Source organism: Paraburkholderia domus, assembly GCF_905220705.1.
In the GTDB taxonomy this organism is placed as follows: Bacteria; Pseudomonadota; Gammaproteobacteria; order Burkholderiales; family Burkholderiaceae; genus Paraburkholderia; species Paraburkholderia domus.
Genome location: NZ_CAJNAT010000009.1, coordinates 118,129 through 143,012 on the forward strand (window position 1 = coordinate 118,129; position 24,884 = coordinate 143,012).

A 24,884-nucleotide genomic window follows, 5' to 3' on the forward strand; every position below is an offset into this window, starting at 1 on the left:
CTATTTCTCGCTCTGCTGTACGCCAGATGCCTCGAAGGTGCGCACCGACGAGTCGGTCGAGCAGATGGTTGCATCGCCATCCACTGGTGTCGCCCCGGGACCGGCGGGTTCTGATTCCGCTTCACCGTCAGCGAGCCATGCCTGCATCAGCGTGTATGTGACAGCAAGGATGACTGGGCCGATAAACAAGCCGACTATGCCAAACGCGATCAGGCCACCAATCACGCCGACGAGAATCAGCACCAATGGCAAGGCGATCGCCCGACGGATCAGCACGGGCCGGAGAAAATTGTCTATAGTCGAGACGAAAATTGCCCAGACGAGGAGCAGGATCGCGGCAACCTGCGCTTCGTGGGTGAACAGCCAGGCCACGCTGCCCAGAAGCGGCAGCAGCGGACCGATCTGCGCAAGGCACAGGATGAACAGAAGCGCGGTCAGGATCCCCGCAAACGGTACGCCGGCGATCCAGAGCCCAAGGCCGGCCAGGGAGGCTTGCACAAGTGCAGTCACCACAACGCCGAGCGCCACCGCGCGAATTGACAGACCCACGAGTCGCACGATCGCCTCGCCATTGTCTGGCGCAACGCGGCGTGCGAGCCGGGTCGTGGTCAGCGCGGCGACTTCACCCTTCGCGTAGAGCAGGCCGCAGATAACCAGGGTGAGCATCAGGTGCAGCATGACCGAGCCGATGGAGCCCATATGGGCTATCAGCCACAACGCCGTGCTTTTCGCATAGGGCTGAAGCGTCGCCAGGATGCCGCCAGGTCCCGCGTCCGATAAGGTCTGCCACTCCTTCGCGGCACGTGAGCCAAGCACCGGGATGGCCGAGAGCCAGTGCGGCGGCGGTGGTAGTGCGAAGGTCGGCAGACCCTTCACGAATGTCATGATATCGGCCGCGTGCGCGCTAAGTGTCGCCAACGCACCGTAGCAAGGCAGTACGATCACAATCAGCAGTGAACACAGCATTACTGCCACGGCTGGCCCACGGTGGCCGTGCAGGTGGTGCTGCACCGAGAGCAGCACTGGCCACGTCGCGGTGACGATCGTGGCCCCCCAGACGAGTGCGAGGAGGAATGGGCTGAGGATAAAGAGGCTGCCACAGACCAGTAGCAGCAACGCGGCCGCACCGAGTACAACGCGTGCTACATCGACGTTTGGACGCGTGTTCACAATCCGCCCGTACGAGTCAACTGATAGGTGAGGATGTTTCATTTCCAGCCTTTCTCAACACTGAAGGCACTGGCCGCAATCGCGCCGCAGGTCAGGCTTTCCGACCAACGCTTTTCGCAAATTGAGCGTAGTGCCGACCGGATTCCAGAATTCAGCATAAGACGCCGCTCGCCTGGAATCTTGCGCGAGATCAATATCAGAGCGGATCGCTTTAGTGGATCTCACGATCGGCATGACGGCGCCACGCGTGCCGCGGAGAAAGCGCCGCCAAGTAGAATTTGGAGCGCAACTATGAGGACAAGGAAGCGAGTACAGACACGGACTAATAGTCGAGGCGACGACGTAAGCCGTGGGGGCTATCGTGCTGCGATCGGGAGGGGTAGCGGGAGCCTACCGTCTTCGCGATAGTGGCACAGGTTTTCATCGTAGAAACCTTATCTAAATGCTGCATGCGTCAAGACGGTTCCGACGACACGCTTATTGGGAATCCTGGGTCCTGAGCACGTCCGGGGAGGTTAATTCTCCGAAAAAATCGCTGAAGGCGAACGAGTGTCGCTCGGTCTGAACGTTGCTATTTTGCGCCGAACCATTTGTCATAAATCCGCTGGTACGTGCCGTCCTCGCGCATGGAAAGCAACGCACCATTGACCTTCTTGCGCAGCGGGCTGTTCAATGGGAAAACGAAGCCGACGTCATTTTTGTTGAACTCAGGACCGACCATCTTTACCAGACCCTTGCCCTCATGGGCTGAGTAGTAATCCAGGCCGGCCGAGCCTTGGACGACGGCGTCTACCTTCCCATCCAGCAGCGCCTGATATACCTCGCTCGATTGCGAGAACTCCTGCACCACGGCGTTGTGCTCGCGCAGATAGGCGACGGGCGTGCCGCCGACGAGGGTGGCAACCCGCTTGCCGGGCAAGTCTTCCGGTCCGTTGATGGCGCCTTCAATCTGATTCACCGTGAGCGTCGTTGTCAGCTGGGCAGTGTAGAAGGCGATGAAAACGATGCCGATAAACATCCAGAGAACGCCGAGCGTTCGGGTGAACCATTGACGCGGACTTTGATCTCCCTGCGTCAGCAGGGTCGTGGCAGCCCAGTGCATCGCATGCAAGATGCCGGGAAAATAGGTTCCGCCGGTAATCGTTTCGCCCTCCTGCCGGCGTTCGAGGAACCACATGATATGCGCTGCGAGTACGACGAGAAAAAGGGCGGCGCCGAGCCAGGCGAGGCTCGTCCGCGAAAACACCAGTTCCAGCAAGCTCCTTAGTAGGGCAGGTGCCGCGGCCTCCCCCTTATCCCGCACCATGATCTGAAGGCCTACCTCCATGATCGGATAGGAGAAGTCGAATTCCCGGTCACGCTCCGTGCTGTAGAACAGGCCGGACACGGCGATATCAGCATTGCCCGAGCGCAAGGAGTCGAACAAGGTCTTGACGTCGGACGTCATCTGATAGCGCGTCTTGACGCCGATTCTCACAGCGACCTCGTTCCAGAGTTCGATGCTGAAGCCGTTCAGCGCCCGCCCTTGCTGCATCACGAATGGAGGTAGAACAAATGTGGCCACACGTACCGGTTGATCGAGGGGCTGTGCCCACGCCCCGGAAATCAACACGGCCGCCAGCGACACCATCGCGACGAGGCGGCTAATGATGGCTGACATGTCTCCCCCTCTTCTAACCGCAGTCTCGTTTGCCGGGAAGCACTTCGCCTGGCAGTACGACCGTCCCGCACGGCTTTGTCGCGGCAGCCGGGCTTTCATCATGCTCTATCTCGTAGCGGGTGCCCCTGTACCTGCACCATCAAGCGACGGCTTGGGCGCGATTTTTGCCCCGACGTCCTGCAATAGCCGCTGGAACTCCGGCGATGCCTTGATGATCGTTGCTGCAGCGGCGCGCAGCCGGTCGACCGCCTCGGCCGGGAGGGAAAAAGAGGTGGGCAGTTCGTTCAGATAGTCCCGCTCTGCCTTGTCCGTGAGCCGGTTGAACGAGACGTCGATCGTATAGATCGTCACGTCTGGTGTGCGCACATCGCTCGCCACTTCAGGATCCTTGCTCTTGGTAAATGCAGGCGACTTCCGAAGCCTGCGCATGGATTCCCACTGTGCCTCGGTGTCCTTTAACAGTTCAGTCGCCTCGTACGAATAGTGGTCAATGGGAACCCCCGCGGATTTCAGCAGAATCTGCACCGTGCCCGGCGGGGATTCCGATTTGTCCCATTTCGTTTTTGGCGAGGACACTGAGTTGACGACAAAAACAACAACCCTGCGTATATGATCGAGTGGTGTGGGCTGATCGATCGAATACAGCGTCTCCATGATTTCCAGTGCGTCCAGCACGCTCCGCATCCCGAGGTTGTCTGAAATTCCGCCGTCTACGAGATGCAGGTATGGCCGGTTGGCGCTGTCTTCGAACGCCGCTTGCTCGCTCATATGGCGAGTCGTGCGTGCGGCAGGCCTCGGCGGGTTGTCCGCGGCGACAAATGGCTTCACCCAGGAAGGGGGCGTGTAGCCACAAGTACCGCCGTAATTGTTGAGCGTAACGGGCGATAGCACTACGGGTACGGCAGACGACGCCGCCGCGGCACGCGAGAGATGCATTGGGCCCAGATCGGAGCAGAGCACATCGAAGGTGCCTTGTGTAAAAGGCACACTGGTGCCCGTGGAAATATCTGTGGCCGACGCGATGATTAACGGGCCTTTGCCGCGATTGAGGTCGTCAAACGTCGCTCCGTTGAACAGGATTTCGTCGTATAGATCGGCCGCCAGCTCGGAGCGGCCCCATCCACGTGACCAGAGGGACGGCCAATGAACTGGATTAAGCGTGCGCCACGTGATTTCGCCTTGCACATTGCGCTTGAGGAAGCGCTGCTCATAATCGTCGAAGAGCTTGTCACCATAGAGGCCGTAGGCGAGCGCGGTGAAGCTTCCCCCTGACACGCCGGTAATGATGCTCACATTGTCAAGCAGACGTGTTGTGTTGCCTTTCGGTCCGGTGACTTCGGTCTTGCGCAGGAACTCCAGGACCCCATATGAGAACGCCGCTGCGCGTGTGCCGCCGCCGGAAAAGGCAAGGATCACGAGGTTTCCGTTGTCTGTGGAATATTGCGGGCGCGTCACAAGCCGATAGCCGCCAGCCGGATCGATGCGCGTTATCGGCGGATTGATTGGCCGGGTCGCGCAACCGCCGAGCAGGAGCAACAGTGCAAACAAAAGCAATATTGAGTTCGGCCGTCGCATCGGAGGACCTCCGGATCACCTCTTACAGATGCCATACCTCTCGATCCCAAGAGCTGCTGCACCATATACGCTGGCAAGCATGCCTTCTCCTGAGTTAGCGAGGTCCATGGTCCTTTCTCACTGCGAAACTAGGCCGGATGTGACGCGCTTGCAATTGGACCATGGTCCTATCCGGCCTCGGCGTTAGCGTTGCCCCTTGGTCGTCCTTGCCGCCTGGCTCTCCGATACCAGTCTGGCTGTTGAACGTGGAATGTATTTCCGCGTTACGCGTCCTGTGCAACGACATCGGGCGGCGCCCGGACGCTCAACATGGTTTTTACAGAGCGTGTCGACACCAACATACCCGACGGTGCATCCCGGCGCAGTTCATCGCTGCGCTTCGAATTGGGCTTTTATCTTGCCGTTGCGGATCGCACGCTTCAGCAAATCGTGATCCGCTTCGGTCTGATCGGCGTACGCGACGGAAAAGGCTGCAAGCGCCTCGTCGAACACATCGCTCTTGCCCAGATAACCGCTGATCACGGAGGCGTCCCCGGAGCGCGCGTGGGAGAGCGCGAGCGACTGACCGCACCAGTCAGCGAAAACGGTCATCTCCGCTTTTCCGAACGCCTCGACGGCAGCTTTAATCTTGACGTCGCGGAGTTGGCGAACATAGAAGTGACGCCCTGCCGTTCCCTCGCACCACCCCAGAAAAATATCACTCGATGGCTGCATCAGCCGGTGGCCGTTGACGACGCGCTGTCCGTGATTTGGATAGGCGCTTTTGTCCGCGTAGGCCTCCAGAACGGAGGGTCGCGCCTGCTTGATCTGAAGAATGAGCGGATCGCTTGCGCCGTCCATCAACAAGGCCACCCAGCAGCGGGTGCCGACGCTCCCGACCCCAACCACCTTGATCGCGGCATCCAGGAGCCTGAAGCGATCGAGTATCACGTGATGGGCGGGTGTCAGACTTTCGCGGTAAAGGGCATAGGCCTTCAAGATACCGGCGTCGATTTTCCCCGCGAGATGGCCTTTCATGTGGAAGATGGTCGGAGGCTGGTCCTTGATGAGCGCAGTATGGTCCGAACCCTCAGCGAGCTTGGGAAACACTTCCTCCGCGATGCTGGCCCGGCGTTCCTTTTCGAGGCGCCTGATGGCGCGGCGGCGTATGTCCGGCTCCCGGATGCCTGAAATCAGCGTTTCGATTTCAAGGGCAAAATACCAGAGGTCCAGCGATTTCATTTCACTGAACTCGGCCATGTGTTCGCGGTACGATCTGACGCAGGTCAGGACTGCGTCCATTGCTGTGGATTCGCTCAAACCGTTGTCCCGGCAGGCGATCACGAAGCTCGCAGCGAGGCGCTTGATATCCCACTCCCAGGGGGCGGGGAGGGTCTCGTCGAGGTCGTTGATCGCGAAGATAACGTTGCGTTCAGGTGTGGCAAAACCGCGGAAGTTGACCAGGTGCGCATCTCCGCAGCACTGGACATGCACGCCGGTGCTCGGCGTCGACGCGAGGTCCTCCGCCATGTTGAGCGCCGCCCCCCGATAAAAGGTAAACGCTGACTGGGCCATGCGCCCGTGGCGGAGGGGAACCAGTTCCGGGATGCGCCCTTTGTCGGATTCTTTCACCAAGTGCACGGGATCTGGCCGCCTGGAAGGTGGATTCCAGGCCGCATGCAACTCGCGCGGAATTTTCTTTCGCAGCGTCTTTCCGAAAGCATACCGTTCGGTTCGCGGATGCAGATCCGGCGCGACGGGTACTTCCCCGGAATCGCCTGGCTTAGCCCCTTCAAGTAATCTCAAGGAAACCTTTTGCATGGAAATCTCCCCAATTTTTTCAACGATAGATCTTCGCCATCCTCAGCAATTGACGCAGGTCAAGCGACTGGATACACGAATCGCTTTCGGCCGACCGAATCGGACAGTAATCGGTCTCGGTTGCAGTCGGCACAATTGCGTCGACGACGGGCCAAGTGGAGGCGAAAGAAATATTTTCCTTTCCCGTGTGTGCCGCGGTATTCCAGCCGATTCCATCGATCTGTAATCGCACGCATGAAGCCTCCGTACGTGCTGAACTTCTCCGGAAACAGATCGTCCTTCCGTTCACCATTGGCGCGCGCGTGCCGCAGTGCGCAAGACCGGTTTTTCTCCTGACGGGTCACTTGATTTGGATCAACGTCCATCCGGTCCTTACGCTTAGTCTGAGGCTGCCTGCATCGACGATGCAGGGAAGTAGCGCCGATCGGTCTCTCACTACGCCGTAGTCCTCGTTAGAGGCTTACTTGGGGCAGTTCCCAGAAGAACAGGAAGGTTCAATGCGCACCCTATGTCTAGTGCTGGTTGCTGTCATCGTGCTATCCGTTTCCGGATGCGGTTACAACGCTATCCAGACTCAGGATGAGCAGGTGAAGGCAAGCTGGTCGGAGGTGCTCAACCAGTACCAGCGTCGCGCTGACCTGGTTCCGAATCTCGTGAACACGGTGAAGGGCTACGCAAGCCAGGAACGCGACGTGTTCATTAGCGTGACCGAGGCGCGTGCCCGGGTCGGTTCCGTGCAGGCGACTCCCGAGCTCATCAACGACCAACAGGCGTTCGCCAGATTCGAAGCGGCCCAGGCACAGTTGTCGTCTTCGCTATCGCGACTTCTTGTCGTCTCTGAGAATTACCCGCAGTTGAAGTCCGATGCCAACTTTCGCGACTTGCAGGCGCAGCTCGAAGGAACCGAAAACCGCATCACCGTGGCCCGAAACCGCTATATCAAGGCAGTGCAAGACTACAACACGACCGTGCGGTCGTTCCCATCCAATCTCACCGCTAGCCTGTTCGGCTACAAGGAGAAACCTAATTTCTCGGTGTCGGACGAGGCTGCGATCGCGCATCCTCCACAGGTCGATTTCAGCACGGCGCCCACGCCGGCCAGTGGAGCGGCAAATTGAATATCCTCAAACCCCTCAGCATGCTGCTGCTCGCCGTCCTCGCATTCTTGCCGTGCGGTGCCAGCGCGGACGTGGCGATTCCCGCATTGACCGCGCGTGTCACCGACGAGACGGCCACGCTCACCAGCGAACAGCGTTCGACGTTAGAACAGACATTGCAGGCGTTCGAGGCTAAAAAGGGGAGCCAGATCTCCGTGCTGATTGTGCCCACCACCCAGCCGGAAACCATCGAACAGTATTCGCTGCGCGTGGTTGAGCAATGGAAGCTGGGACGCAAGCGCGTTGACGATGGCGTGCTGCTGATCATCGCCAAAGACGACCGGACCCTGCGCATCGAAGTCGGCTACGGGCTCGAGGGAGCGCTTACCGACGCAACCAGCAGCCGCATCATCAACGAGACGATTGTTCCGAGATTCCAGCAAGGTGACTTTTACGGCGGTGTGACGGCCGGCGTCGACGGCATCATGCACGTCGTCGATGGCGAGCCTCTGCCGTCTCCGGAACAGCATGCAGGTGGCGCGTCCGGGCAACTCGCGCGCTATCTGCCGATTCTTTTCGTGCTCACCATGGTCGCGGGCGGCGTGTTTCGAGTGGTACTAGGGAGACTACCCGGCTCTGTGGTAACGGGCGGAGCCGTCGCGGTCGTCGCGTGGCTGTTGTCGGGCACACTGCTCATCGCCGTGGTGGCAGGTGCGATCGCTCTCGCATTCACCTTGCTCGGCAGCGGCCTTGGCGCCTACGCCGGGGGGCGTGCGATCGGCGGACAATCCGGCCGATTCGGCAGCGGCTCCGGTCGCACGATCTTCAGGGGCGGTGGCGGCGGATTTGGCGGCGGCGGTGCATCGGGCAGGTGGTAGCCATGGACCTCAAACGTATCGTCAAGCATTTGTTCGTGACCCGGTGGCACGTGAATCGTGCTTTTCCGACTCCGACACTGCACGCCATTGAAAAGGCCATCCAGGAAAGCCATCGGGCCCACATTGGGCAGATCCGGTTTGCAGTCGAAGGTGCGTTGCATATCGGGGCGCTGCTGGACGGAATGTCGGCGAGGGAACGTGCAATCGATGTCTTTTCCGAGTTGCGAGTCTGGGATACCGAACACAACAACGGGGTGCTCATTTATCTCCTGCTAGCCGATCACGATGTGGAGATCGTTGCGGACCGCGGGGTGCATGCACGGGTGAAAGCCGGTGAGTGGGAAGCCATCTGCCGGCAGATGGAGGCCGCTTTCAAGCTGGGCAACTATCACGCCGGAGTACTCCGGGGCATCGAGGAGGTGACGGCGCTGCTGAAAAGACATTTTCCAGCGCAACAGGAAAAACGCGACGAATTGTCGAGTAAGCCGGCCGTGCTTTGAGTGGTAGCTCGCTCGAAGCGGCGGCAGGAAACAGTATGGCGCTGCTTAAACACGTTGAGGCGCTTGCGTTTGCCCTGAAGCCATTGGGGCAGCGCCAGATTGAATACTCCTCGAACGGGAGTTGAATTGATTCGTAAGCCCTCTGCCAACCTTGCAAGGAACGACCATGAATGCCGATGCCGTTAGCAAAATATTTTCAGAATTTGATGACCTCACCTCGAAAAGCGATGACGCAAACGTCCAGTTTCTGATTCGGGCGATAAAGCTCCATGCGGAGCTGACGAATGCCAGGCTCGTGTCCCTCGAGCAAACCATGCTTGCGTTGCTGAAGAAGTGAGCGAGGTAAGCTGATCGCGGCGTGACCGCACTGAGATTCTGCCGCCACGCCTTCTGGATCGGTCCACGGGCACTTCCTCGATGCGAAGTGGTTCTCCAAACGCGTGGACGACAGCAGCTTTCATCGACTGGGCCATAGGATTTTCCGGCAGGGGTGAAGTGCCCTCAGTATCGGCGTGGAGTCAACCGGAGGATTGACGTGGATCAGGAATCGAGCGGGGCAGACTGAATGACGGACTCAGGGCCTAGCGCGCAGCAGTAGCGGATGATCTTGCCTGGCCGTGCCGCGATTGGCCTAGCTGGCGAAGCGCTTGAGCAACGCCGGTTCGATAGCCGCCGCGGCCATCAGGCCGCCCATGAATGCCTCTGCGATGCCGGGCCCTGTCACGTCCTGTCCAGCAAGCAGCAAGCCGTGGACGGGCGTGCGCACGCGCAATGCGGCGCTCGTCAAACGGGTTGCCGTCATCTCAAGCCCATACATGGCGCCACCTGCCGCGCGCAAGTAGCGTTGCTGCGTCAAGGGCGTCGACAGTTCGCGGAAGCGAATCAGAGGCGCGAGGGCAGGGAAGTGCGCGCAGAATCGCGCCAGCAGTCGTTTTTCGATTCGTCCCTTGAGTTCGAGGTACTGCGCGGAACGTCTCCCTTCTTGCGTATCCAGCCAAGGGGCGAAAGCTCGTGCATCGCACAATGCGATCACCTCGGCGGTCGGCTTGCCCTTGCACGCCCGGTCTTTCATTGAGGGGAACGACACGAACAGCCCGGGTGGATCATCTTCTTCCACGTTGCGCCACACCCGGCCAATCTCCGCGCTTTCGTAGATCCATACATTGGCGCCGGATGCGCCCGCCGCAGCGATATCGCCGTCGAGGCCGATGTACAGCGCCAGGTGCGCAAGACCCGGGCGCAAGCCGCGCAGCGTATCCTGCCACGCCGGTGCTGTGGCGGCGTCGAGGCAGGCGACGGTGTTGGCGATTCCCATCGCCGATATGACGTGACTCGCAAACTCCGTCCGGCGCGCGCCGCCTTGGCTAAACGCCACACCGACCGCACGGCCGCCGGTCACAACGATGTGATCCGCCGTGGCGCCCAGCTGCAGCGCACCGCCGGCCGCTTCAATGACCGGCACGAGCGTCTGCGCAAAGCGTCCCGGACCACCGGCCGGATAATATGCACCGGCGTTGTACGAACCGGTGACGAGCGCATGCTCGAGCATCGGCGCGCTATCGGGCGGCGCACCGTAGTCGGCCCAGCGGGCCCCGAGCACCGCACGCAATTGCGCGTCGGGCACTTCGGCCAAGGCGCTGGCAAGCGTGCATTGCGCCCAACGTTCGACTTCGTCGCCGTGAATCAGGCGCATTCCCCAAGCGAGCCAATGCGGCATGCCGCGCATTGCGAACATCGCAAAGGCCGAATGCCGCGCGGCTTCGCAGGCGGCGAACCAACGCCCGATCGCCTTGTGCTGCGCCGGAAAGCGCGCGAGCAGAGCTGTTACATCAATGCGTCCCGAATCGGTGGGCGCCTTGGCTGCCCGATCACTACAGAACAGCGCGTCATGCGACGCTCAACTCGTCCACCACCCACCGCACGCCTTTCGCTGCCCACGCCACGCCGCACGCTGCACGCTTTTCCGCCAACGAATCGACGGTTCCGGTCAACCTGACGACACCATCGTGCACATTCACGTTGACGCGCGCCGACTCGCGCTGTGCCCGCCGCGCCAGCGCGTGGCCTATCTGCGTGCGGATATCGGTGGCAACCTCAGCGCCGCGCACGGTGATCTGATTGGAAAGGCCAACCACATCGCGCATGCGGCTCACTACCGTTTCGGCCGTCTGGCGTTGATAGCCGTGGTTGACTTCTCCGCTGAGCGTGACGCAGCCGTGGTCCACGACTACCTGTATTGCGTTCTCCGGCACGCCTTCCTGCCATTTCAAAGTGGACATGACCGCTGCGGCCAGCTCTTCATCCGTGTGCTTCGAAGGCGAGGGCGGCCGCACGACGAGTTCCAGCACCACCGCGCGGCTGTCAGCCACACGCTGGGCGGCTTTCTGCACGGCGAGTTTCTGGGGATAGCTCGACACGGAACCTTCGAGTGTCACGACACGACCATGAACGGTCACGTTGATATTGCGGGCATCGATGGCGGAATCCCACAGCAACTCCTGTTCGATGTCATGCTTGAGCGCCTCATCTGACTTCATCTCTCTCTCCTGGGCAACGCATCCCGCAACCCTGCGCGATGCATAGGTTATAGGGTCGCGCAGCTCACGCTAAATATATTGATACCGGTCAAGCACGCGTCTTTTACACGCGAGCGAACGCTCTGGAATCGACCGCTACTCTAATGTGACCAGCGGATGATTGGAGATGCCGCCGGTTTGTGCAGAAGCGAACGGCCATCTCAGCGGCTCGACACTTCACGATAGAGCCGCTCGACATCGGCCTGCTTGCAAAGCGCTGTGCCGGCAGTCAGCAGTGTTGCCGATGCTGCGGCTACGCCGTAGTGAAAAGCCTCATCGAGACTGGCATTGCGGTTGAGCGCCCAGACCATTGCAGCCACAAAGCTGTCGCCCGCCCCTATGGAGCTGGACACCTGTACGGAGAGCCCCGTTGCCCGCAAAAAACGCTCGGCGGTCACCAGCACTGCGCCTTGCTCGCCGAGCGTCAGGGCCACGATCTGTGCGCGCCCGTCGCGGACCAATTCCTCTGCTGCGGCGAGCCATTCAACCTCGTTGACGAGTGGTTGCCCCGTCAGGCCGCGCAACTCATTCAGGCTCGGCTTGACGAGCCACACGCCTGCTTCGAGTGCGGCGGCAAGCGCGGGGCCCGACGTGTCGAGAACAACACGTGTGCCGGGCGCGCAAGTCGCGCGCGCGATGCGCGCATAAGTATCGACCGGCGCGCCGGGGGGCAAGCTGCCGCTCATCACCAGATAGCGCGGCGGCGCCCCCAATGCATTGATCTGGTCGATGCATCGTTGCACGTCGCTTTCCGCGACGGTGGGACCCGGCATCACGAAGCGGTACTCGCGCCCGGTCGACGTCTCCTGAACCGAAAAATTTTCGCGTGTTTCGCCGGTGATCTCAATGCCGAGGCCGGCCAGATGTTCCGCATCGATCAGTTGCTGCAGCTCCTGACCGGTTGCGCCTCCGTGGAGATAGAGTGCGGCGCTATCGCCCCCCAGCCGATGCACCACGCGTGCCACGTTGATCCCGCCACCGCCGGGGTCCCGCTGAGCGGCACTGCATCTGAGCTTGCGTGTGTCGATGATCTGTTCGACAGACGTCGCCACGTCTACCGCGGGATTCAGCGTTACCGTCACAATGTCTGCCATGATCAATCCTGTTGTGGAGCCTGCGGTGAAACGGGCCTGTCTATTCAGCGAGATCGGAAAGTACGGTCTCTTCGGCGGTCGCAACGCGGCGCTTCACCGCGATGAAACTGTCGGGACTCACCGACATCGAATCGATGCCGCATTCCACCAGAAAGCCGGCAAACTCGGGTTGATCGCTCGGCGCCTGTCCGCACAAGCCGACATCGGCGCCGACCCGGTGCGCCTGGGTGATCACGTTCTGGATCATCCAGCGAACGGCTTCGTCCTGTTCGTCGAACAGTTCCGCAAGCTCTGCTGAGTCGCGATCCACGCCGAGGGTCAACTGTGTCAGGTCGTTGCTGCCGATTGAAAAGCCGTCGAAGCGCTGTGCGAAGGCCTTCGCCAGAATCACGTTCGACGGGATCTCGCACATGACATAGACCTCGAGCCCGGCCTCGCCGCGCCTGATGCCGTTCTCGGCCATTACTTCGAGCACGCGGTCGGCTTCTTTGGCCGCGCGGCAGAACGGGATCATGACGACGACGTTCCTGAAGCCCATCTCTTCACGCAAGCGGCGAATGGCCCGGCATTCGAGCGCAAAGCCTTCCCGGTAGCGCGGCGAGTAGTAGCGCGACGCGCCGCGGAATCCGAGCATGGGATTCTCTTCCTTCGGCTCGAATTCGGCCCCGCCAATCAGATTCGCGTATTCGTTGGTCTTGAAGTCGCTCATGCGGACGACCACGGGATGCGGGTACTGAACCGCCGCGATCCGTCCGAGGCCTCGCGCGAGCCCGACGCCGTCAGCTAGAAGGCGCCACCAGCGAAAGGCCGCCGCCGGGTTGGCCAGGTTCAGCATGACCTTGGTGCGGGTCGTGGGAATACTGTCAAAGTCGATGTCCTCGACTTCGTAGTCGGCAATACCTTCGTAGACAAAACCCTCGCGACCTTCCGCGCAACAGACGGTCACTTCCTGCTCGTTGTGCAGCAGATGAGTCGCCCTGGCCGCCCCCACGATGGCCGGCAAGCCCAGCTCACGACTCACGATCGCCGCGTGCGAGGTGCGCCCGCCGTGGTCGGTGACGATGGCAGAGGCGCGCCGCATGATGGGCACCCAGTCGGGGTCGGTCGTGCGCGTGACGAGAATGGCGCCGTCGATAAAGCGGCCCATCTCGCTGGGATTTTCGATGACGCAGACCCTGCCGCTCGCCACCGCTTCGCCGACGCTGACCCCGGCCAGCAACTGGCGGCCCTTTTTCCTGATGTGATAGGTCTTCACTGCACTTGCTTCGCGCCGTGACTGAACGGTTTCCGGGCGGGCCTGCACGATGAACATCTCGTTGGTCTGGCCGTCCTTGGCCCATTCGATGTCCATCGGCTGTCCATAATGGCGCTCGATGACACAGGCCCAGCGTGACAAGGCCAGGATTTCCTCGTCGCTCAGAACGAAGGCAGCGCGCTCCGCTTTCGAAGTCGGGACATTCTTTGTCGGGTGCTCGCTGTCGTTCGTATAGAGCATCTTGCTGCCAGTTGATGTGCATCAATCCCGCTGGGACTACGGCTCAGATGGATAGGCGTGCTGCAAACCGGGCACGGGCCGGTGACCTGAGCGTGACGGTTTCAATCACGTAGTGGGCGAAAAATCAGCCAGGCTGCCACGCTGGTCAACAGCAGCGCGATCAGCGCGACGATCCAGAATCCATGATTGTCGTATTTCAAGGGCAAGCCGCCTATGTTCATGCCCAACAAACCGGAGATCAGGTTGACCGGTAACGCGATCACGGTGACAGCGGTCAGGATCAGCACGCTGCGGTTAGTGTGCTCGGCCACGCGGTCGGCGATTTCCTCTTCGAGCAACTTGATGCGCTCCTGAAGTCCGGCTATGTCGCGCAACGTCAGTGAAAATTCCTCCGCGGATTGCCTGAGCGATTGGGCATCTTCTTCCAGCACCCAGCGCGGCGGCCGGTTGACGAGGCGGAACAGCGCGGCGGGTTCAGGCGCCAGTAGACGACGCAGGCGCACCAGATCGCGGCGAATGCCGCCCAGGCCAGAACGGGTTGGCAGTCTGCCGGCGAGCAGCGTTTCATCCACGTCGTTGGCGGCCTGCGCTGCCGTGCGCACAATGCCGATGAGTACATCAGCCTGTTCCTGCAACAGATGGATCAGGAGAGCCATCGGGCTGCGGAACGTTTCCCCCGCCTCGACTGCCTGTCTCAACTGACTGACTGAGCGCAGCGGGGAACTGCGCACGCTAATCAGACAGTGAACACCGACGTTCACCCACAGCGTCGCCACCTTGAGTGGCGTATTCCGCTCAAGGTCGTACTCGACATCGTTAAGGACGGCGATAAGGGTCTGATAGACATGCGTAATTCGTGTTGAGCGAGAGCCTTCCCTAAGGGTATCGCCGAACGCCTCGGGTAGTTGCACATGTTGCAGCGGCCAACCCTCCAGTACGGTAGGGATGTCGTGAAAATGCAGCCAGATGAATTCCGGACTACTGTCGTCACGATGCTTCAACCATTTGATTGCTGTGTTCGCGTCGATCTCGCGGCCCACGCCGCTCCCCGAGAACAGGTAGCCGCGGTCCAGCGGGAAATGGTCGGTGTCTTGCGCCGACATAAGTTCGGTGGCCATTCAATCCTCCATTTTGCCGGGGCCCTGATCCCGCGTCACGCATGTATCGGCTTGCTTCACGTATGAGCGCTTGACGGCGGCCCAGGCTAGCTATGATCGGGATTGACTACGGCCAGACTAAGCTTGCGCAGAGGTTAGTGATTGATATTTGTCAAGAGCCAGGACCTTCAGTGGGCTATCGTGCGTGAAACGATTCCTGAAGCCAGATCAGGTGAAAGGTGATGAAGCATTACGATGTGTTCAATGGTGACGCCGACGGAATCTGCGCGCTGCACCAGCTGCGTCTCGCGAAGCCATTGCGGTCCTTGCTGATAACGGGTGTCAAGCGCGACGTGGCGCTGCTCAGCCGCGTTCCCGTCAGCCCGGGCATATCGGTGACGGTACTGGACATTTCTCTGGACACCAATCGGGCCGCGTTGCTCGCGTTGCTTGAGCACGGAGCCAAAGTTGAGTACTTCGATCATCACTTTGCCGGCGTGATTCCCGAACATCTCGATCTCAGCCCATACATTGACACCACACCCAATGTTTGCACGAGCATGCTCGTGGACCGTCATCTCGGAGGGCAACACCGACTCTGGGCAATCGTTGGCGCCTATGGCGACAACCTCGCGCATGCGGCGCAAACGCTTGCCGAAAACCACGGGCTCCAACCTGACCAGATCGAGCAACTGCGTGAACTGGGGGCGTCGCTCAACTACAACTCTTATGGAGACAGTGAGGCGGACCTCCTGATTCCACCTGCGAGACTTTACGAAACGCTGTGCGCTTACACCGACCCATTCCAGTTCGCGGCGAACGAGCCGGTTGTGCAGGCGCTGTGCGAGGCGCGACGACACGACATGGACCTGGCGCTGGGACTGCTTCCCAGCGCTGTCCTTTCGGGCGGGTCAATGTATGTGTTGCCCAATAAGGGATGGGCTCGAAGGGTGCGTGGCAGCTTCTCCAACTTTCTAGCGACAATGTCACCTGATCGTGCCCACGCCGTGCTTACCGTGAGCGGTCAGGGAGGCTATACGGTGAGCGTGCGCGCACCACTTGCGAATCCTTACGGCGCGGATGAGTTATGCAGGCGGTTCGCAAGTGGCGGTGGCCGGCTCGCCGCGGCCGGCATCGGTCGGCTTTCGCATGATCGCCTGGGGGAATTCACACTTGCGTTCGACAAAGCGTTTGGTGGGGGCGTTGCTGTAACCGGTGACACGTTGCCGCCTTGACCGCGCGTCGTCTACAGTGCAAAGCACGCGCCGAATTTGTCACACCAGTATCAGTTCGTCTCGTGTGTTCCGGTCACTGCACACTCGAAGTGCAGCGCCCTGGTAGACGCCTGGCGAGTTTGCGCGCTTTTTCACGCTGTACCACCATCAGGCGACGCGCGCTGGTTCCTCTGGTGTCGGATTGCATACGGCGCTCGCGGAGGAGGGCGTGGCTTCTACGGCAAAAAGCACCGGCAAAGTGGCCTGCAAGGCCTGAGCGATAGAGACGGAAAGCCGATGCCGGCTTAGGTCGCTGGGTTTGCCGGTGATGTCAAACGTGCTGTAGCACAGATTGGTGCTGCCATCGTCCGAATAATCGCCGGTGTCTGCGATGAGAAGACTGATGATTGTTTCGCCCAGCTTCACGCCATCTCCCGGAAGGCACAGGCGAATCCGCGCGAAGAGATCGGGACAATCGCGGGATCGGTCCAGCACGTGCTCATACAGGGGCGACAGCGTGAGGCCGTGAAGGGTGACGGTAAAACCGTGCTGGTCGTTCAATGCCTTGTACGCGATCCCTTTGAGTGCAAATCCCGGGTCCTCGTTGGGAGTCTCGAGCGCGAGCGCAAGGGTCCGCACGGCGGCATCAAGCGTGGTTGCGCGGTCCAGCAGATATACAACTTCGTCGGTGTGGTGGGACATGGAGGCCTCTATCTGATATCGGTGAACACGTTAGCGAGGCTAATCGCGTTTGATTGATCGTCTGCAGTCGAAGACGGGGTGAAATAGCAAAGTCTCACACCTGAAAAGCAGTTTTAGAGCCTCCCAGTCTGGGCCTCGCCTGTAGGAAGTTTGCCTCAGGCAGCGATCCAAGCCCCAAGCGGGAGTGGCGGATTGCCGGGAAAGCTGGCCGCTTCTGCGGCGTCGCCTATCGACAATGAATGCCAGTAAGTTCACGCTACCGCCATGCGCCGAAACGGATTCACAAAGCCATCCGGCTCACAGGCCCCATGGCGAGCGCATTTTTTTCGCCGGTTGATCCCACCTTAGATGCCGCGTTGAAAGGGAGGATTGATACAAATCAACCCGTCAGAAAGTTCGAGAAATCCAGATTGGCGGGAAGGGTCGCTTCACGCACTGAGACGGCCATCATTTGACTAAATGTGGCCGAGGGTCATACATCCCGCGACTTTGGCTGGCCGGAATCGGCGGGTCTATGGACAGATCTGTCCGATTTGCGGGTGCTTCGGCGAAGCGGGCTCGAGGGTCGGATGGGGAAGTGTGCGCCGCGAATGATTCGACCCACAGGGAGGCCCGCTTGCGCTGAGTCGGGCCGGCTGCGCGCACCGACAGTCAATTCGAAAGCAAAACCTCCGGAGATCGAATTGGAACCGTACAAGCAACTGAGCACACTGACCCACAGGCTCTTCCGTCAGGTCGTAGAGGCGGCCCCCAGCGCCATGGTGATGGCGGATGGCGACGGCCTGATCGTCCTCGTGAATGCGCAGACGGAGAAGATCTTCGGCTATTCGCGCGAAGAACTCTTCGGCCGCACTCATTGCCGTCATTGCCGGTTTCAAACGCGTCGCTGAAGATGTTAGCGACGCGTGTCTGGATTCCATACCTTCGAACCCGAGACCGACATCCGCAGATACATCGAGTCGCGGTCGCGGATCTTATCGGGCTTGTCTTGCGGTTTGGCGTTCAGCAGTAGCGGGCAGGTTAGCTTCACGGAGCGCTCCTCGACGGACGACTACCATGATTTTTACCCGAAATTTACCCGCAAAACTGTCGGAAGCACATGGATCACCCTGGATCAAACCGGATAGATCCCCATAAACCGGAGGCGCAACCGAAGCGAACGCATAAAGTTTCAGCCATTCGCCGTAACCCCGTACCAGAAAGCCTCCTGAGCGTTCTATGTATTGCTGCCGGGACGTTTCATAGACCTTCCGGAGTGCAAACCAGGGGACATGAGGCAAGTCATGATGAACCAGATGATAGTTGTTGTTCAGGAACAGCAGCCGCCAGAACCATGCTGCTTCGTTGATGACGGTGCGATGCTCGTGCGCATGGGCCGCGCGATGTTCCTGAAACGAACGGATCGACCCCAACGACAATGATCCATATCCCACGCCGACGATAAACACCCACGCAGGGATTCCGCAGGCGCGTTGAAGCCACATCGTCAGCGCGGCTAACGCGGCTAGATGCGTCAGCCATATCGGACCATCGCGCCAATCGCCGCGTTTGATTCTGCGGAGCGCATCGACACCCGTTGCAGCAATGGCAAAAGCTGGCCCAACCAACAGGCGGCCGATAAACGTATTGCGGAACGTCAGTAGCGCGCGAATCGCAAAACCCGCACGTTGCCACACACGCTGACTGACGAAGTAGCTTTCGGGATCGCGTTCGGGAAGCGTCAGATGCGGATCGTCGTGATGCTGAAGATGCGAATCACGGTAGACGCCATACGGAAACCACACCGCGAGCGGCGCAAATCCCAGCAGTGCGTTGAAACGTGGCGAACGCGTCGGATGACCGTGCAGCAGTTCGTGCTGCAGGGACAGGTACCACGTGCCCAGTAGCGCCAGCAGCGCGGTGGTCAGTGGCAAGCCGAGCGTGCGCGCATGCGTCGCCACACCGAACCATCCGCCATAGATCGTGACGATCAACAGCCATGTCGGCCATTGCGTGCGCCATGTCCAGCTTGCCGCCTGCCGGGCGAGTGCTTTGCGTTGCGTGTCGTCGAGGTAAATCGCCATCGGCTGGATCGGTCGGAATGCAGGTTTAGACCGATCCTACGGACCCATTCACGCGGCTAGAACCAATTTGTTCAGCAATACATCTGCGAAATCGTGCAAAGGTGCGGGAAGTTCAACCGCTGTCCGCGACGCGGCACGCATGATCGAGCAAGCCTTCCGCCGTACCGCTGCCGTTGTCGACATCCAGGCCGCTATTCACGACGAGCCAGCCGTCCTTCTCCGCCGATGGCCCCGCGCCGGTCACGAGGATGGTTTGCATGGCCATCGCCGCGGTGCCGCTGTTGTCACGCGCGACGATGCGAAACGGATTGTTCGCCTGCGTGAGCGAGGTGACGCGCATGATCCGGTAGCGCTGGCCGTCGAGCGTATCCCAGCGCCACTCGCCAGGCGTGTCTTTCGCGTGGCGCGCGAGTGCATCGCTCACGCCGCTGTGCATGCAATCGATATGAATATGCAACTGGTTTTGCGAGCGGCGATATTGCGAGTTGATCTCGAGGCCGAGTTGATTGTCGGGCAAGGTCCGCTTCACGGACTTCTCGACGTAAAGCCGCGACACCCATGCGTCGTCCCAGTAGTTCTGTGCATTCGGCGCCAGCACAAGCGGGCTTTCTATGCCGGTGACGCGGTCGGTCGGAATCAGCAGATGCTGTGAGCGGCCGACGATGTCCTTCAGAATCACATAGCGTTTGTCGAGGTCGACGACCGTGCATTGGCCCGGTGTGCCGGTAGCCTGTTGCGACGGTACGCAGCGCAGATCGACGATTTTCCAGAGCGCATTGGAATCGATTGCGGCAAGGCGTGCGCAGGAAGCCGCGGTAAAGGCGACCGCCAATGCGGCGACGGTTCGCAGAAGGGTTTGTCGAAGACGGGGCGGTTTTGACCGTGTCATCGGAATGCGGATCGGCACTTTTTTGTTGGTGTTTTCAACGGTACTTTCAATGGTGCCTGCGACGGCATCTTCAAAGCCGTCAGAGCACAGGCGCGGGCAGCACGCCGAGCAATTGCTCAAACGCGATGCCGATCGCCAGCAGTCGCCGGTCGTCGCCAAGCGGGCCATCCAGTTCCAGCCCGACCGGCAAGCCGCTGGTGGTCATCCCGGCCGCCAGCGACAAGCCTGGAATGCCGGACGTGCTGGCCGGGTCGGTATTGCGCAGGAACGCGTCCATCGTATCGATCGGCGCGGCGCCATCGATCGAGACTGTCGACGAGCCGTTGAGGTCGTCGATCGGCACCGCGGCGAGGCGCGTGGTCGGGAACAGCAGCGCGTCTAGATGCTCATCCGCGAAAGTCGCCGCGATATACCGCTGCAAGCGCGGCCGCCATTGCTTCAATGCTGCGTCGTAATGGGCGCCGAGTACGTCGGCGAGCACGCCGTCGTAGATCGCGCGGACGTCCGGGCTTGCAATGCGGGCCGCCATTTCGGCCACTGTCTTGACCGGCGCATGGTTGGCGACGAGCCAGGCGAGCACGTCTTCGCGCGGCTCATGGATCGCAATGGGACCGCCCACCCGGCCGTTCAAGGTTTCCAGTTCGCTCATCGCGACGGGCACGAAGGTGACGCCCGCTGCGTCGAGGCGGAGCAAGGCGGCGCGCGCAACTTCTTCCACCTGCCTTTCCAACCCTTCCCAGAGCGGTGCGGGCAAGCCGATACGCAAGCCGTTCAGCACGAGCGGGGGCAAGGGGCCTGCTCCGGTGATCACGCCGTCGAGCAACGCGATATCGGCGACCGTGCGCGCCATCGGGCCGACCGTATCGCGCGTATGGCTGATCGGCACGACGGCATTCGGGTCGTGATAGCGCCGCTCGGCGCCGCCGTTACCGACCGACGGACGAAACCCGGCGATGCCCGTCAACGCGGCCGGAATGCGGGTCGAGCCGCCGGTGTCGGTGCCGAGACCCGCGGGCGCAAGGCGCGCGGCGATCGCGGCGGCGGTGCCGCCCGACGAGCCGCCGGGGATCAGGGTGGGATCGTACGGATTGCGCACCGGCCCGGCGTGGGTGGCGAAGTTCGTGCTGGTGATGCCGAACGCCAGTTCGTGCATGTTGGCTTTGCCGAGCACGATCGCGCCGGCGTCGAGAAGCCGTTGTACCGAAGGCGCGTTTGTCTTCGGCACGAAGCCCTCTAACGCGGGCGTGCCCGCCGAAGTCTGCAAGCCGGCCGTGTTGATGTTGTCCTTCACGACGATGGGCAAACCGGCGAGCGGCAATTGCGCTTTCGCTTCGGGCGGCAGCGCGTCGATGCGCTGCGCCGCGGCCAGCGCACCGTCGAAGTCTAGCGTGGTGAGCGCATTGAGGCTGGAGAGGGCTGCTGCGCGCGCCAGCAGCGTGGCCATGTAGTCGGCGGCTTTGAGGTGCCCGGACTGGATCGCCGCGACCGCCTCTGTTGCGGTTAGCGCCAACTGTTCATCGACGGTCCATGTCATCGCCGGCGTCTCCTTGATATGAAGTGTCGCCTATTCTGGCACAGCCGTTTAGATACCGATGTCGAGTGGCGCAAGGCAGCCTGTGTTTGCCTCGTTGCCGGTCGCCGGCTCTCACGGCGACTGGCCTTCTGGTTCTACGCGCTGGACTGACGTGAGCGCTGCTATCGGCGCTATCGGGAGATCCTGCCGGCGTTATTGCCGACTGTCGATCCACATGCGTCCCCAGCGGAACGCATAGGCGAGCGCGTGTTCTTCGTCGAAGAAATAATCGAGCGCGTCGAACGAGTAGGCCTGACCATGGCTTGCAGAGGTTTTCTCGATGGTCAGATTGGCGGCAAACAGGCCATTGGGCAGCCGTTGTGCCGCCGGGGCGACTTCGTAGCCCTTGTAGCGGATATGTGAATTCATGATCGTGGCAGTGTGTGTGCCCGCGTGTATTGCTAAGGAGCCGGCACGCGGGACGCAACCCAGTGCGTCAGGCAACCGGTGGGTGAGCGGGCAGGATCAAGCGTAGGCCGCGCCACGCAGCGGGTGAACCAATCTTTCCTCGTAAGCAAATCAGCGAGGTTCGGGAACGGTCTTCACAAGGCCGGATCGGACCATAGTCGCTGAGTGTCAACACACTATCCGGCCTGGTTGGCGGATCGTCTGTTATGTGGCGCACGGTTTGGAGTGGGGTGCTGCGGCCGCGCCGAGGAAACTGGCTGGTAAGGGAGGTTCGTGGACCGCAAGCCGCGATCCACGATGTCATGCGATTCGCGCCTAGACTGAGTGCAGCAATCGGGCGGGTTGCGCTTCCTTGACTGCATGGCCGAGCGGCGCGGCCGTCGGCACGCGATGCGCGTTGAACGCCAGTGCGAATTGCGCGGCCTGCTGGCCGACCGTGGCGAGCTGATCGACGACTTTGGCGTCGGAACAGGTGTCGACGGTGTCGAAGCGCGTTTCCAGCGTGTTGATACCGGCGCCGAAAGGTGTGGGCCACCCGCGCAACGCGTGGACGATCGAGCGTAGGGACGTCAGGACGGAGCCGGCAGCCTGCCACCCATAAGCTGTGACGATACAGCCGACCGCTCGGCCATCCAGATACGGCCGCTCGTCGGCGCGCAATTCTTCGAGCGTGTCGAGCGCGTTCTTGACGAGGCCCGAGACGCCGCCGTGATAGCCAGGCGTCGCGATGATCAGGGCATCTGCGTGGCGCACGGCTTCGATCAGTTCGAACTGTTCGTCGGTGCGTTGAGGATCTTCCGGGGCGTAGTGGGGCAGACTATGCAGAAAGGTGCCGCCGAACAGGCGGGTATTCGCGCCCGCGGCTTCCGCGCCACGCAGCGCAAAGCCGAGCGCGCGCTCGGTCGACGACGCCGCGCGTGTCGTGCCGCCGATGCCGATGACAAGCGGCCGGCGGTGATGATCGAAACTGGTCAACGAAATGCTCCTTCGGTAGCGGCTCACGGGACGCTGGCGCGGGGCTGCGCGTAGACGTACCGGGGCGAACCGGACTTTGAAGTGTCATCTTAATGACCGCCGCGAGCCGGGCGAAGCGACTTTTTGTTCTAACGATATAACCGTCGGGGGTATCGGCGCTCTGGCGGGCTGCCTGGTGGAGGCTTCGAAGCCGATACGCAGCCTCGTGCTATGCAGTTGAAGCCACGCCGGATAAGCATATGGCGAACCATTGTTTGGGGGCGCGATGACGCACGGCTATGATCGAGTCGTCTCCTCCATGACATCTCCTTGACATGGGACTCGGCCTCGCTACGTCAGTGGCGGGGCCTTTTTTTGTCTGGCCTTTCAGCGGCGTAAGCGCGTGCCGCTTCACGATAAAGCCGTTTTTTGCATGCTACGATGGTCCGCGAAGCGATTCCCGGCGAGATCAAGCAAACGATGGCAACCCTATATGACACGCTTGGCGTGCACGTGCACGCCACGGACGAAGAAATCAAGCGGGCCTACCGCAAGGCCGCGATGAAATGGCATCCAGATCGCAATAGCGGCGCCGAAGAAGTCGCGCGCGCCACCTTCCAGGAAATCAAGGACGCGTACGCGATCCTCTCCGACGCCGCGCAGCGCAAGGTGTATGACGCGGTCTACGCGGAGCAGATGCGCGGCTGGGAAGCCCAGCGTACCCGCCAGCAAAAAGCCCAGGCCGAACGCGAGGCGGCGGCGCGTGCTGCGGACGAAGCGGCCTATGCGGAAATGGTGTCGCTCGCCATGCGTTTCGCCGACGACGGTCACAATCGCGACGTGCTGTTCGGCGTGCTGCTAGGCCGTCGATGCGAGGCGCAGCGCGCCGCGCAGATCGCCGACAGCGTGTCAGCCTTGCAGGCGTCGCGGCGCGAGGCGGAGAAGGCGGAAGCCGCAGCCGAGGCGGCAGCAAAAGCGGCGGACGTCCCTGACGTTTCAGCCCGAGCGGAGGCGACTACCGCGAACGATGATGCCGCTAATCGCGGCACACCCCCTAACCACGGCAACTCAGGCAAGCGTGAAGAAAATGCAAACGATGCCCATCCCGCCGGCGTATTGGGCGGGCTCTGGTTTCAGTTTCTGAACGGTTTGCGGTTTTGAAGAGACGCCGTGCGCGCTAAGCCTGCCGCGCGTGTTTCGTACCGATCGAAAGCGCGATCATCGCGAGAACGACGTTCGAACTGAAAATGGTGGCGGCCAGCAGGCCCACGCTCGCCATCAGCTTCGCGGTCGACAGCATAATGAAAGATTCGACCTTGCGCTGCTACACTTCGTCGCGAATGCAGCGCCCGATGCCCGTGGTTGACCGTCCTGGTACAAATTCTCGTGGCGCAACAAATTAAGTCATCGTAGTGTCACGGGGGCGCAAGACCGAGCTGGCAGAATGACCCAGAGAGATAAAAAAACACGTGTACGGGGTGAGCGTGACCAGAAAATACAAGGTGCTGTTTCTCTGCCGCGAGAATTCAGCACGCAGCATCATCGCCGAAGCTTTACTGCGCGAACTGGCTGGACACCGGTTCGACGCATTCAGCGCGGGGCCGGAGCCGGCCGCGCGGGTTCATCCCATTGCAATCGCGCAATTGCGGCCCGGTATTTCAGACCTCGGCGCGCTCAGTCCGAAAAGCTGGCTGGAATTCACGGGCGAATGGGCGCCGCGGATGGACCTCGTCATCGCCTTGGACGCGAGCGTCGCGGGGCATCATGCGCCGCTCTTTCCGGGGGAACCTGCGTTGTGCAACTGGACATTTTCCGATCCGCTCGCCGACGGAATGCCAGAGCCTGAGCGTGTCCGTTTGTTTGAAAAGGTGTTCTGGCAAATCGTGCGGCAGATCAGCACATTCATTGAATTGCCGCAGTATGCGAGGGCGCGGGAGACTGCCGCGAGCGTCGAGTCGTCCGTTTGCGTTAGCGACGCGTTGTGAACCTCCCCGGCGTTTCTTCTGGCTGAGCGACGCCCGAGGCGAAGCGCGCGGGGCACAACCTGTCCTCGCCAGCGCGAGTGGCGCAAGCACGCCCGCGTCGACGAACGTGCCGAACCTGTTGTTGCCATCAGAAAAGTACGGGGTGGTGCCTTTA

Annotated in this window: 23 protein-coding genes and 1 pseudogene; 8 read left to right on the plus strand and 16 right to left on the minus strand. The window is 61.0% G+C overall.

The genetic code is table 11. The annotated features are described in order from the left end of the window. From ydiK to KHO31_RS18080, 4 genes are all read right to left on the minus strand, one after another. Window positions 1-1,116 carry an AI-2E family transporter YdiK gene (gene ydiK, locus KHO31_RS18065; protein WP_236061606.1) on the minus strand — a complete coding sequence of 372 codons (1,116 nt, stop codon included), beginning with the start codon at window positions 1,114-1,116 and terminating at the stop codon, window positions 1-3. Between the two features lie 625 nt (window positions 1,117-1,741). Next, on the minus strand, window positions 1,742-2,830 hold the full coding sequence (locus KHO31_RS18070) for a transporter substrate-binding domain-containing protein (RefSeq protein WP_201079865.1): 1,089 nt from the start codon (window positions 2,828-2,830) through the stop codon (window positions 1,742-1,744). 105 nt (window positions 2,831-2,935) lie between these two features. Further along, entirely contained in the window at window positions 2,936-4,405 is a 1,470-nt protein-coding gene (locus tag KHO31_RS18075) for a patatin-like phospholipase family protein (protein WP_201079867.1), read from the minus strand. A 366-nt stretch (window positions 4,406-4,771) separates the two neighbouring features. Continuing rightward, complete coding sequence (locus tag KHO31_RS18080; RefSeq protein ID WP_211623846.1) at window positions 4,772-6,205, minus strand: DUF2252 domain-containing protein; 1,434 nt, start codon at window positions 6,203-6,205, stop codon at window positions 4,772-4,774. Window positions 6,206-6,702: 497 nt separating this feature from the next. Here KHO31_RS18080 and KHO31_RS18085 point away from each other — a divergent pair, with 497 nt between their 5' ends. The 4 genes from KHO31_RS18085 to KHO31_RS18100 all read left to right on the plus strand — a co-directional run bounded on the left by KHO31_RS18085 (window position 6,703) and on the right by KHO31_RS18100 (window position 9,017). Beyond that, window positions 6,703-7,323, plus strand: a complete 621-nt coding sequence (locus KHO31_RS18085) for a LemA family protein (RefSeq protein ID WP_201079871.1) — start codon at window positions 6,703-6,705, stop codon at window positions 7,321-7,323. Window positions 7,324-7,343: 20 nt separating this feature from the next. Beyond that, window positions 7,344-8,180, plus strand: a complete 837-nt coding sequence (locus KHO31_RS18090; protein WP_211623890.1) for a TPM domain-containing protein — start codon at window positions 7,344-7,346, stop codon at window positions 8,178-8,180. A 2-nt stretch (window positions 8,181-8,182) separates the two neighbouring features. Then, window positions 8,183-8,680 (plus strand): TPM domain-containing protein, encoded by a 498-nt coding sequence (locus KHO31_RS18095; RefSeq protein WP_201079873.1) that lies wholly within the window; start codon window positions 8,183-8,185, stop codon window positions 8,678-8,680. A gap of 166 nt (window positions 8,681-8,846) precedes the next feature. After that, window positions 8,847-9,017: a hypothetical protein gene (locus tag KHO31_RS18100; protein WP_211623848.1), complete on the plus strand. Its 171-nt coding sequence runs from the start codon at window positions 8,847-8,849 to the stop codon at window positions 9,015-9,017. A gap of 294 nt (window positions 9,018-9,311) precedes the next feature. Here KHO31_RS18100 and KHO31_RS18105 read toward each other — a convergent pair whose 3' ends face one another. From KHO31_RS18105 to KHO31_RS18125, 5 genes and pseudogenes are all read right to left on the minus strand, one after another. Continuing rightward, window positions 9,312-10,415 carry a phytoene desaturase family protein gene (locus tag KHO31_RS18105; RefSeq protein ID WP_211623850.1) on the minus strand — a complete coding sequence of 368 codons (1,104 nt, stop codon included), beginning with the start codon at window positions 10,413-10,415 and terminating at the stop codon, window positions 9,312-9,314. Between the two features lie 151 nt (window positions 10,416-10,566). Beyond that, window positions 10,567-11,217: a BON domain-containing protein gene (locus KHO31_RS18110; RefSeq protein ID WP_201079879.1), complete on the minus strand. Its 651-nt coding sequence runs from the start codon at window positions 11,215-11,217 to the stop codon at window positions 10,567-10,569. 200 nt (window positions 11,218-11,417) lie between these two features. Beyond that, the gene (locus KHO31_RS18115; protein ID WP_201079881.1) at window positions 11,418-12,350 is read right to left on the minus strand and encodes a 1-phosphofructokinase family hexose kinase; all 933 of its coding nucleotides are present in this window, start codon (window positions 12,348-12,350) and stop codon (window positions 11,418-11,420) included. A 40-nt stretch (window positions 12,351-12,390) separates the two neighbouring features. Beyond that, window positions 12,391-13,848: pseudogene (locus tag KHO31_RS18120) on the minus strand (putative PEP-binding protein); the annotation flags it as partial. A 98-nt stretch (window positions 13,849-13,946) separates the two neighbouring features. Next, window positions 13,947-14,885 (minus strand): transporter, encoded by a 939-nt coding sequence (locus tag KHO31_RS18125; protein WP_236061604.1) that lies wholly within the window; start codon window positions 14,883-14,885, stop codon window positions 13,947-13,949. A 299-nt stretch (window positions 14,886-15,184) separates the two neighbouring features. Between KHO31_RS18125 and KHO31_RS18130 the strand changes: the two genes are divergently transcribed. After that, entirely contained in the window at window positions 15,185-16,177 is a 993-nt protein-coding gene (locus tag KHO31_RS18130) for an acetyltransferase (protein ID WP_201079885.1), read from the plus strand. 147 nt (window positions 16,178-16,324) lie between these two features. On the opposite strand, the gene KHO31_RS18135 is transcribed toward KHO31_RS18130, so the two are convergent. Further along, a complete protein-coding gene (locus KHO31_RS18135) occupies window positions 16,325-16,858 on the minus strand; it encodes a hypothetical protein (RefSeq protein ID WP_236071297.1) in 534 nt (177 codons plus the stop codon). Between the two features lie 683 nt (window positions 16,859-17,541). Here KHO31_RS18135 and KHO31_RS18140 point away from each other — a divergent pair. Continuing rightward, window positions 17,542-17,748, plus strand: coding sequence for a PAS domain S-box protein (locus KHO31_RS18140; RefSeq protein WP_407945945.1), 207 nt, complete (start codon window positions 17,542-17,544; stop codon window positions 17,746-17,748). 84 nt (window positions 17,749-17,832) lie between these two features. Here KHO31_RS18140 and KHO31_RS18145 read toward each other — a convergent pair whose 3' ends face one another. The 5 genes from KHO31_RS18145 to KHO31_RS18165 form a co-directional block, all read right to left on the minus strand. Next, on the minus strand, window positions 17,833-18,921 hold the full coding sequence (locus KHO31_RS18145) for a fatty acid desaturase (RefSeq protein WP_201079888.1): 1,089 nt from the start codon (window positions 18,919-18,921) through the stop codon (window positions 17,833-17,835). A 112-nt stretch (window positions 18,922-19,033) separates the two neighbouring features. After that, on the minus strand, window positions 19,034-19,810 hold the full coding sequence (locus KHO31_RS18150; protein ID WP_201086208.1) for a CDP-diacylglycerol diphosphatase: 777 nt from the start codon (window positions 19,808-19,810) through the stop codon (window positions 19,034-19,036). A gap of 79 nt (window positions 19,811-19,889) precedes the next feature. Beyond that, entirely contained in the window at window positions 19,890-21,344 is a 1,455-nt protein-coding gene (iaaH, locus tag KHO31_RS18155) for an indoleacetamide hydrolase (protein WP_201086209.1), read from the minus strand. Window positions 21,345-21,536: 192 nt separating this feature from the next. Continuing rightward, on the minus strand, window positions 21,537-21,752 hold the full coding sequence (locus KHO31_RS18160) for a transcriptional regulator (protein ID WP_201079894.1): 216 nt from the start codon (window positions 21,750-21,752) through the stop codon (window positions 21,537-21,539). Window positions 21,753-22,106: 354 nt separating this feature from the next. Then, complete coding sequence (locus KHO31_RS18165; RefSeq protein WP_211623854.1) at window positions 22,107-22,766, minus strand: NADPH-dependent FMN reductase; 660 nt, start codon at window positions 22,764-22,766, stop codon at window positions 22,107-22,109. Window positions 22,767-23,225: 459 nt separating this feature from the next. Between KHO31_RS18165 and KHO31_RS18170 the strand changes: the two genes are divergently transcribed. Next, the gene (locus tag KHO31_RS18170; RefSeq protein ID WP_201079898.1) at window positions 23,226-23,906 is read left to right on the plus strand and encodes a J domain-containing protein; all 681 of its coding nucleotides are present in this window, start codon (window positions 23,226-23,228) and stop codon (window positions 23,904-23,906) included. Window positions 23,907-23,922: 16 nt separating this feature from the next. Here the strand turns inward: KHO31_RS18170 and KHO31_RS39720 are convergent, their stop codons facing one another. Continuing rightward, window positions 23,923-24,045 (minus strand): hypothetical protein, encoded by a 123-nt coding sequence (locus KHO31_RS39720; RefSeq protein WP_268963685.1) that lies wholly within the window; start codon window positions 24,043-24,045, stop codon window positions 23,923-23,925. Between the two features lie 184 nt (window positions 24,046-24,229). On the opposite strand from KHO31_RS39720, the gene KHO31_RS18175 reads away from it, so the two are divergent. Next, window positions 24,230-24,730 (plus strand): arsenate reductase/protein-tyrosine-phosphatase family protein, encoded by a 501-nt coding sequence (locus KHO31_RS18175; RefSeq protein ID WP_201079900.1) that lies wholly within the window; start codon window positions 24,230-24,232, stop codon window positions 24,728-24,730. Window positions 24,731-24,884 lie beyond the last annotated feature (154 nt).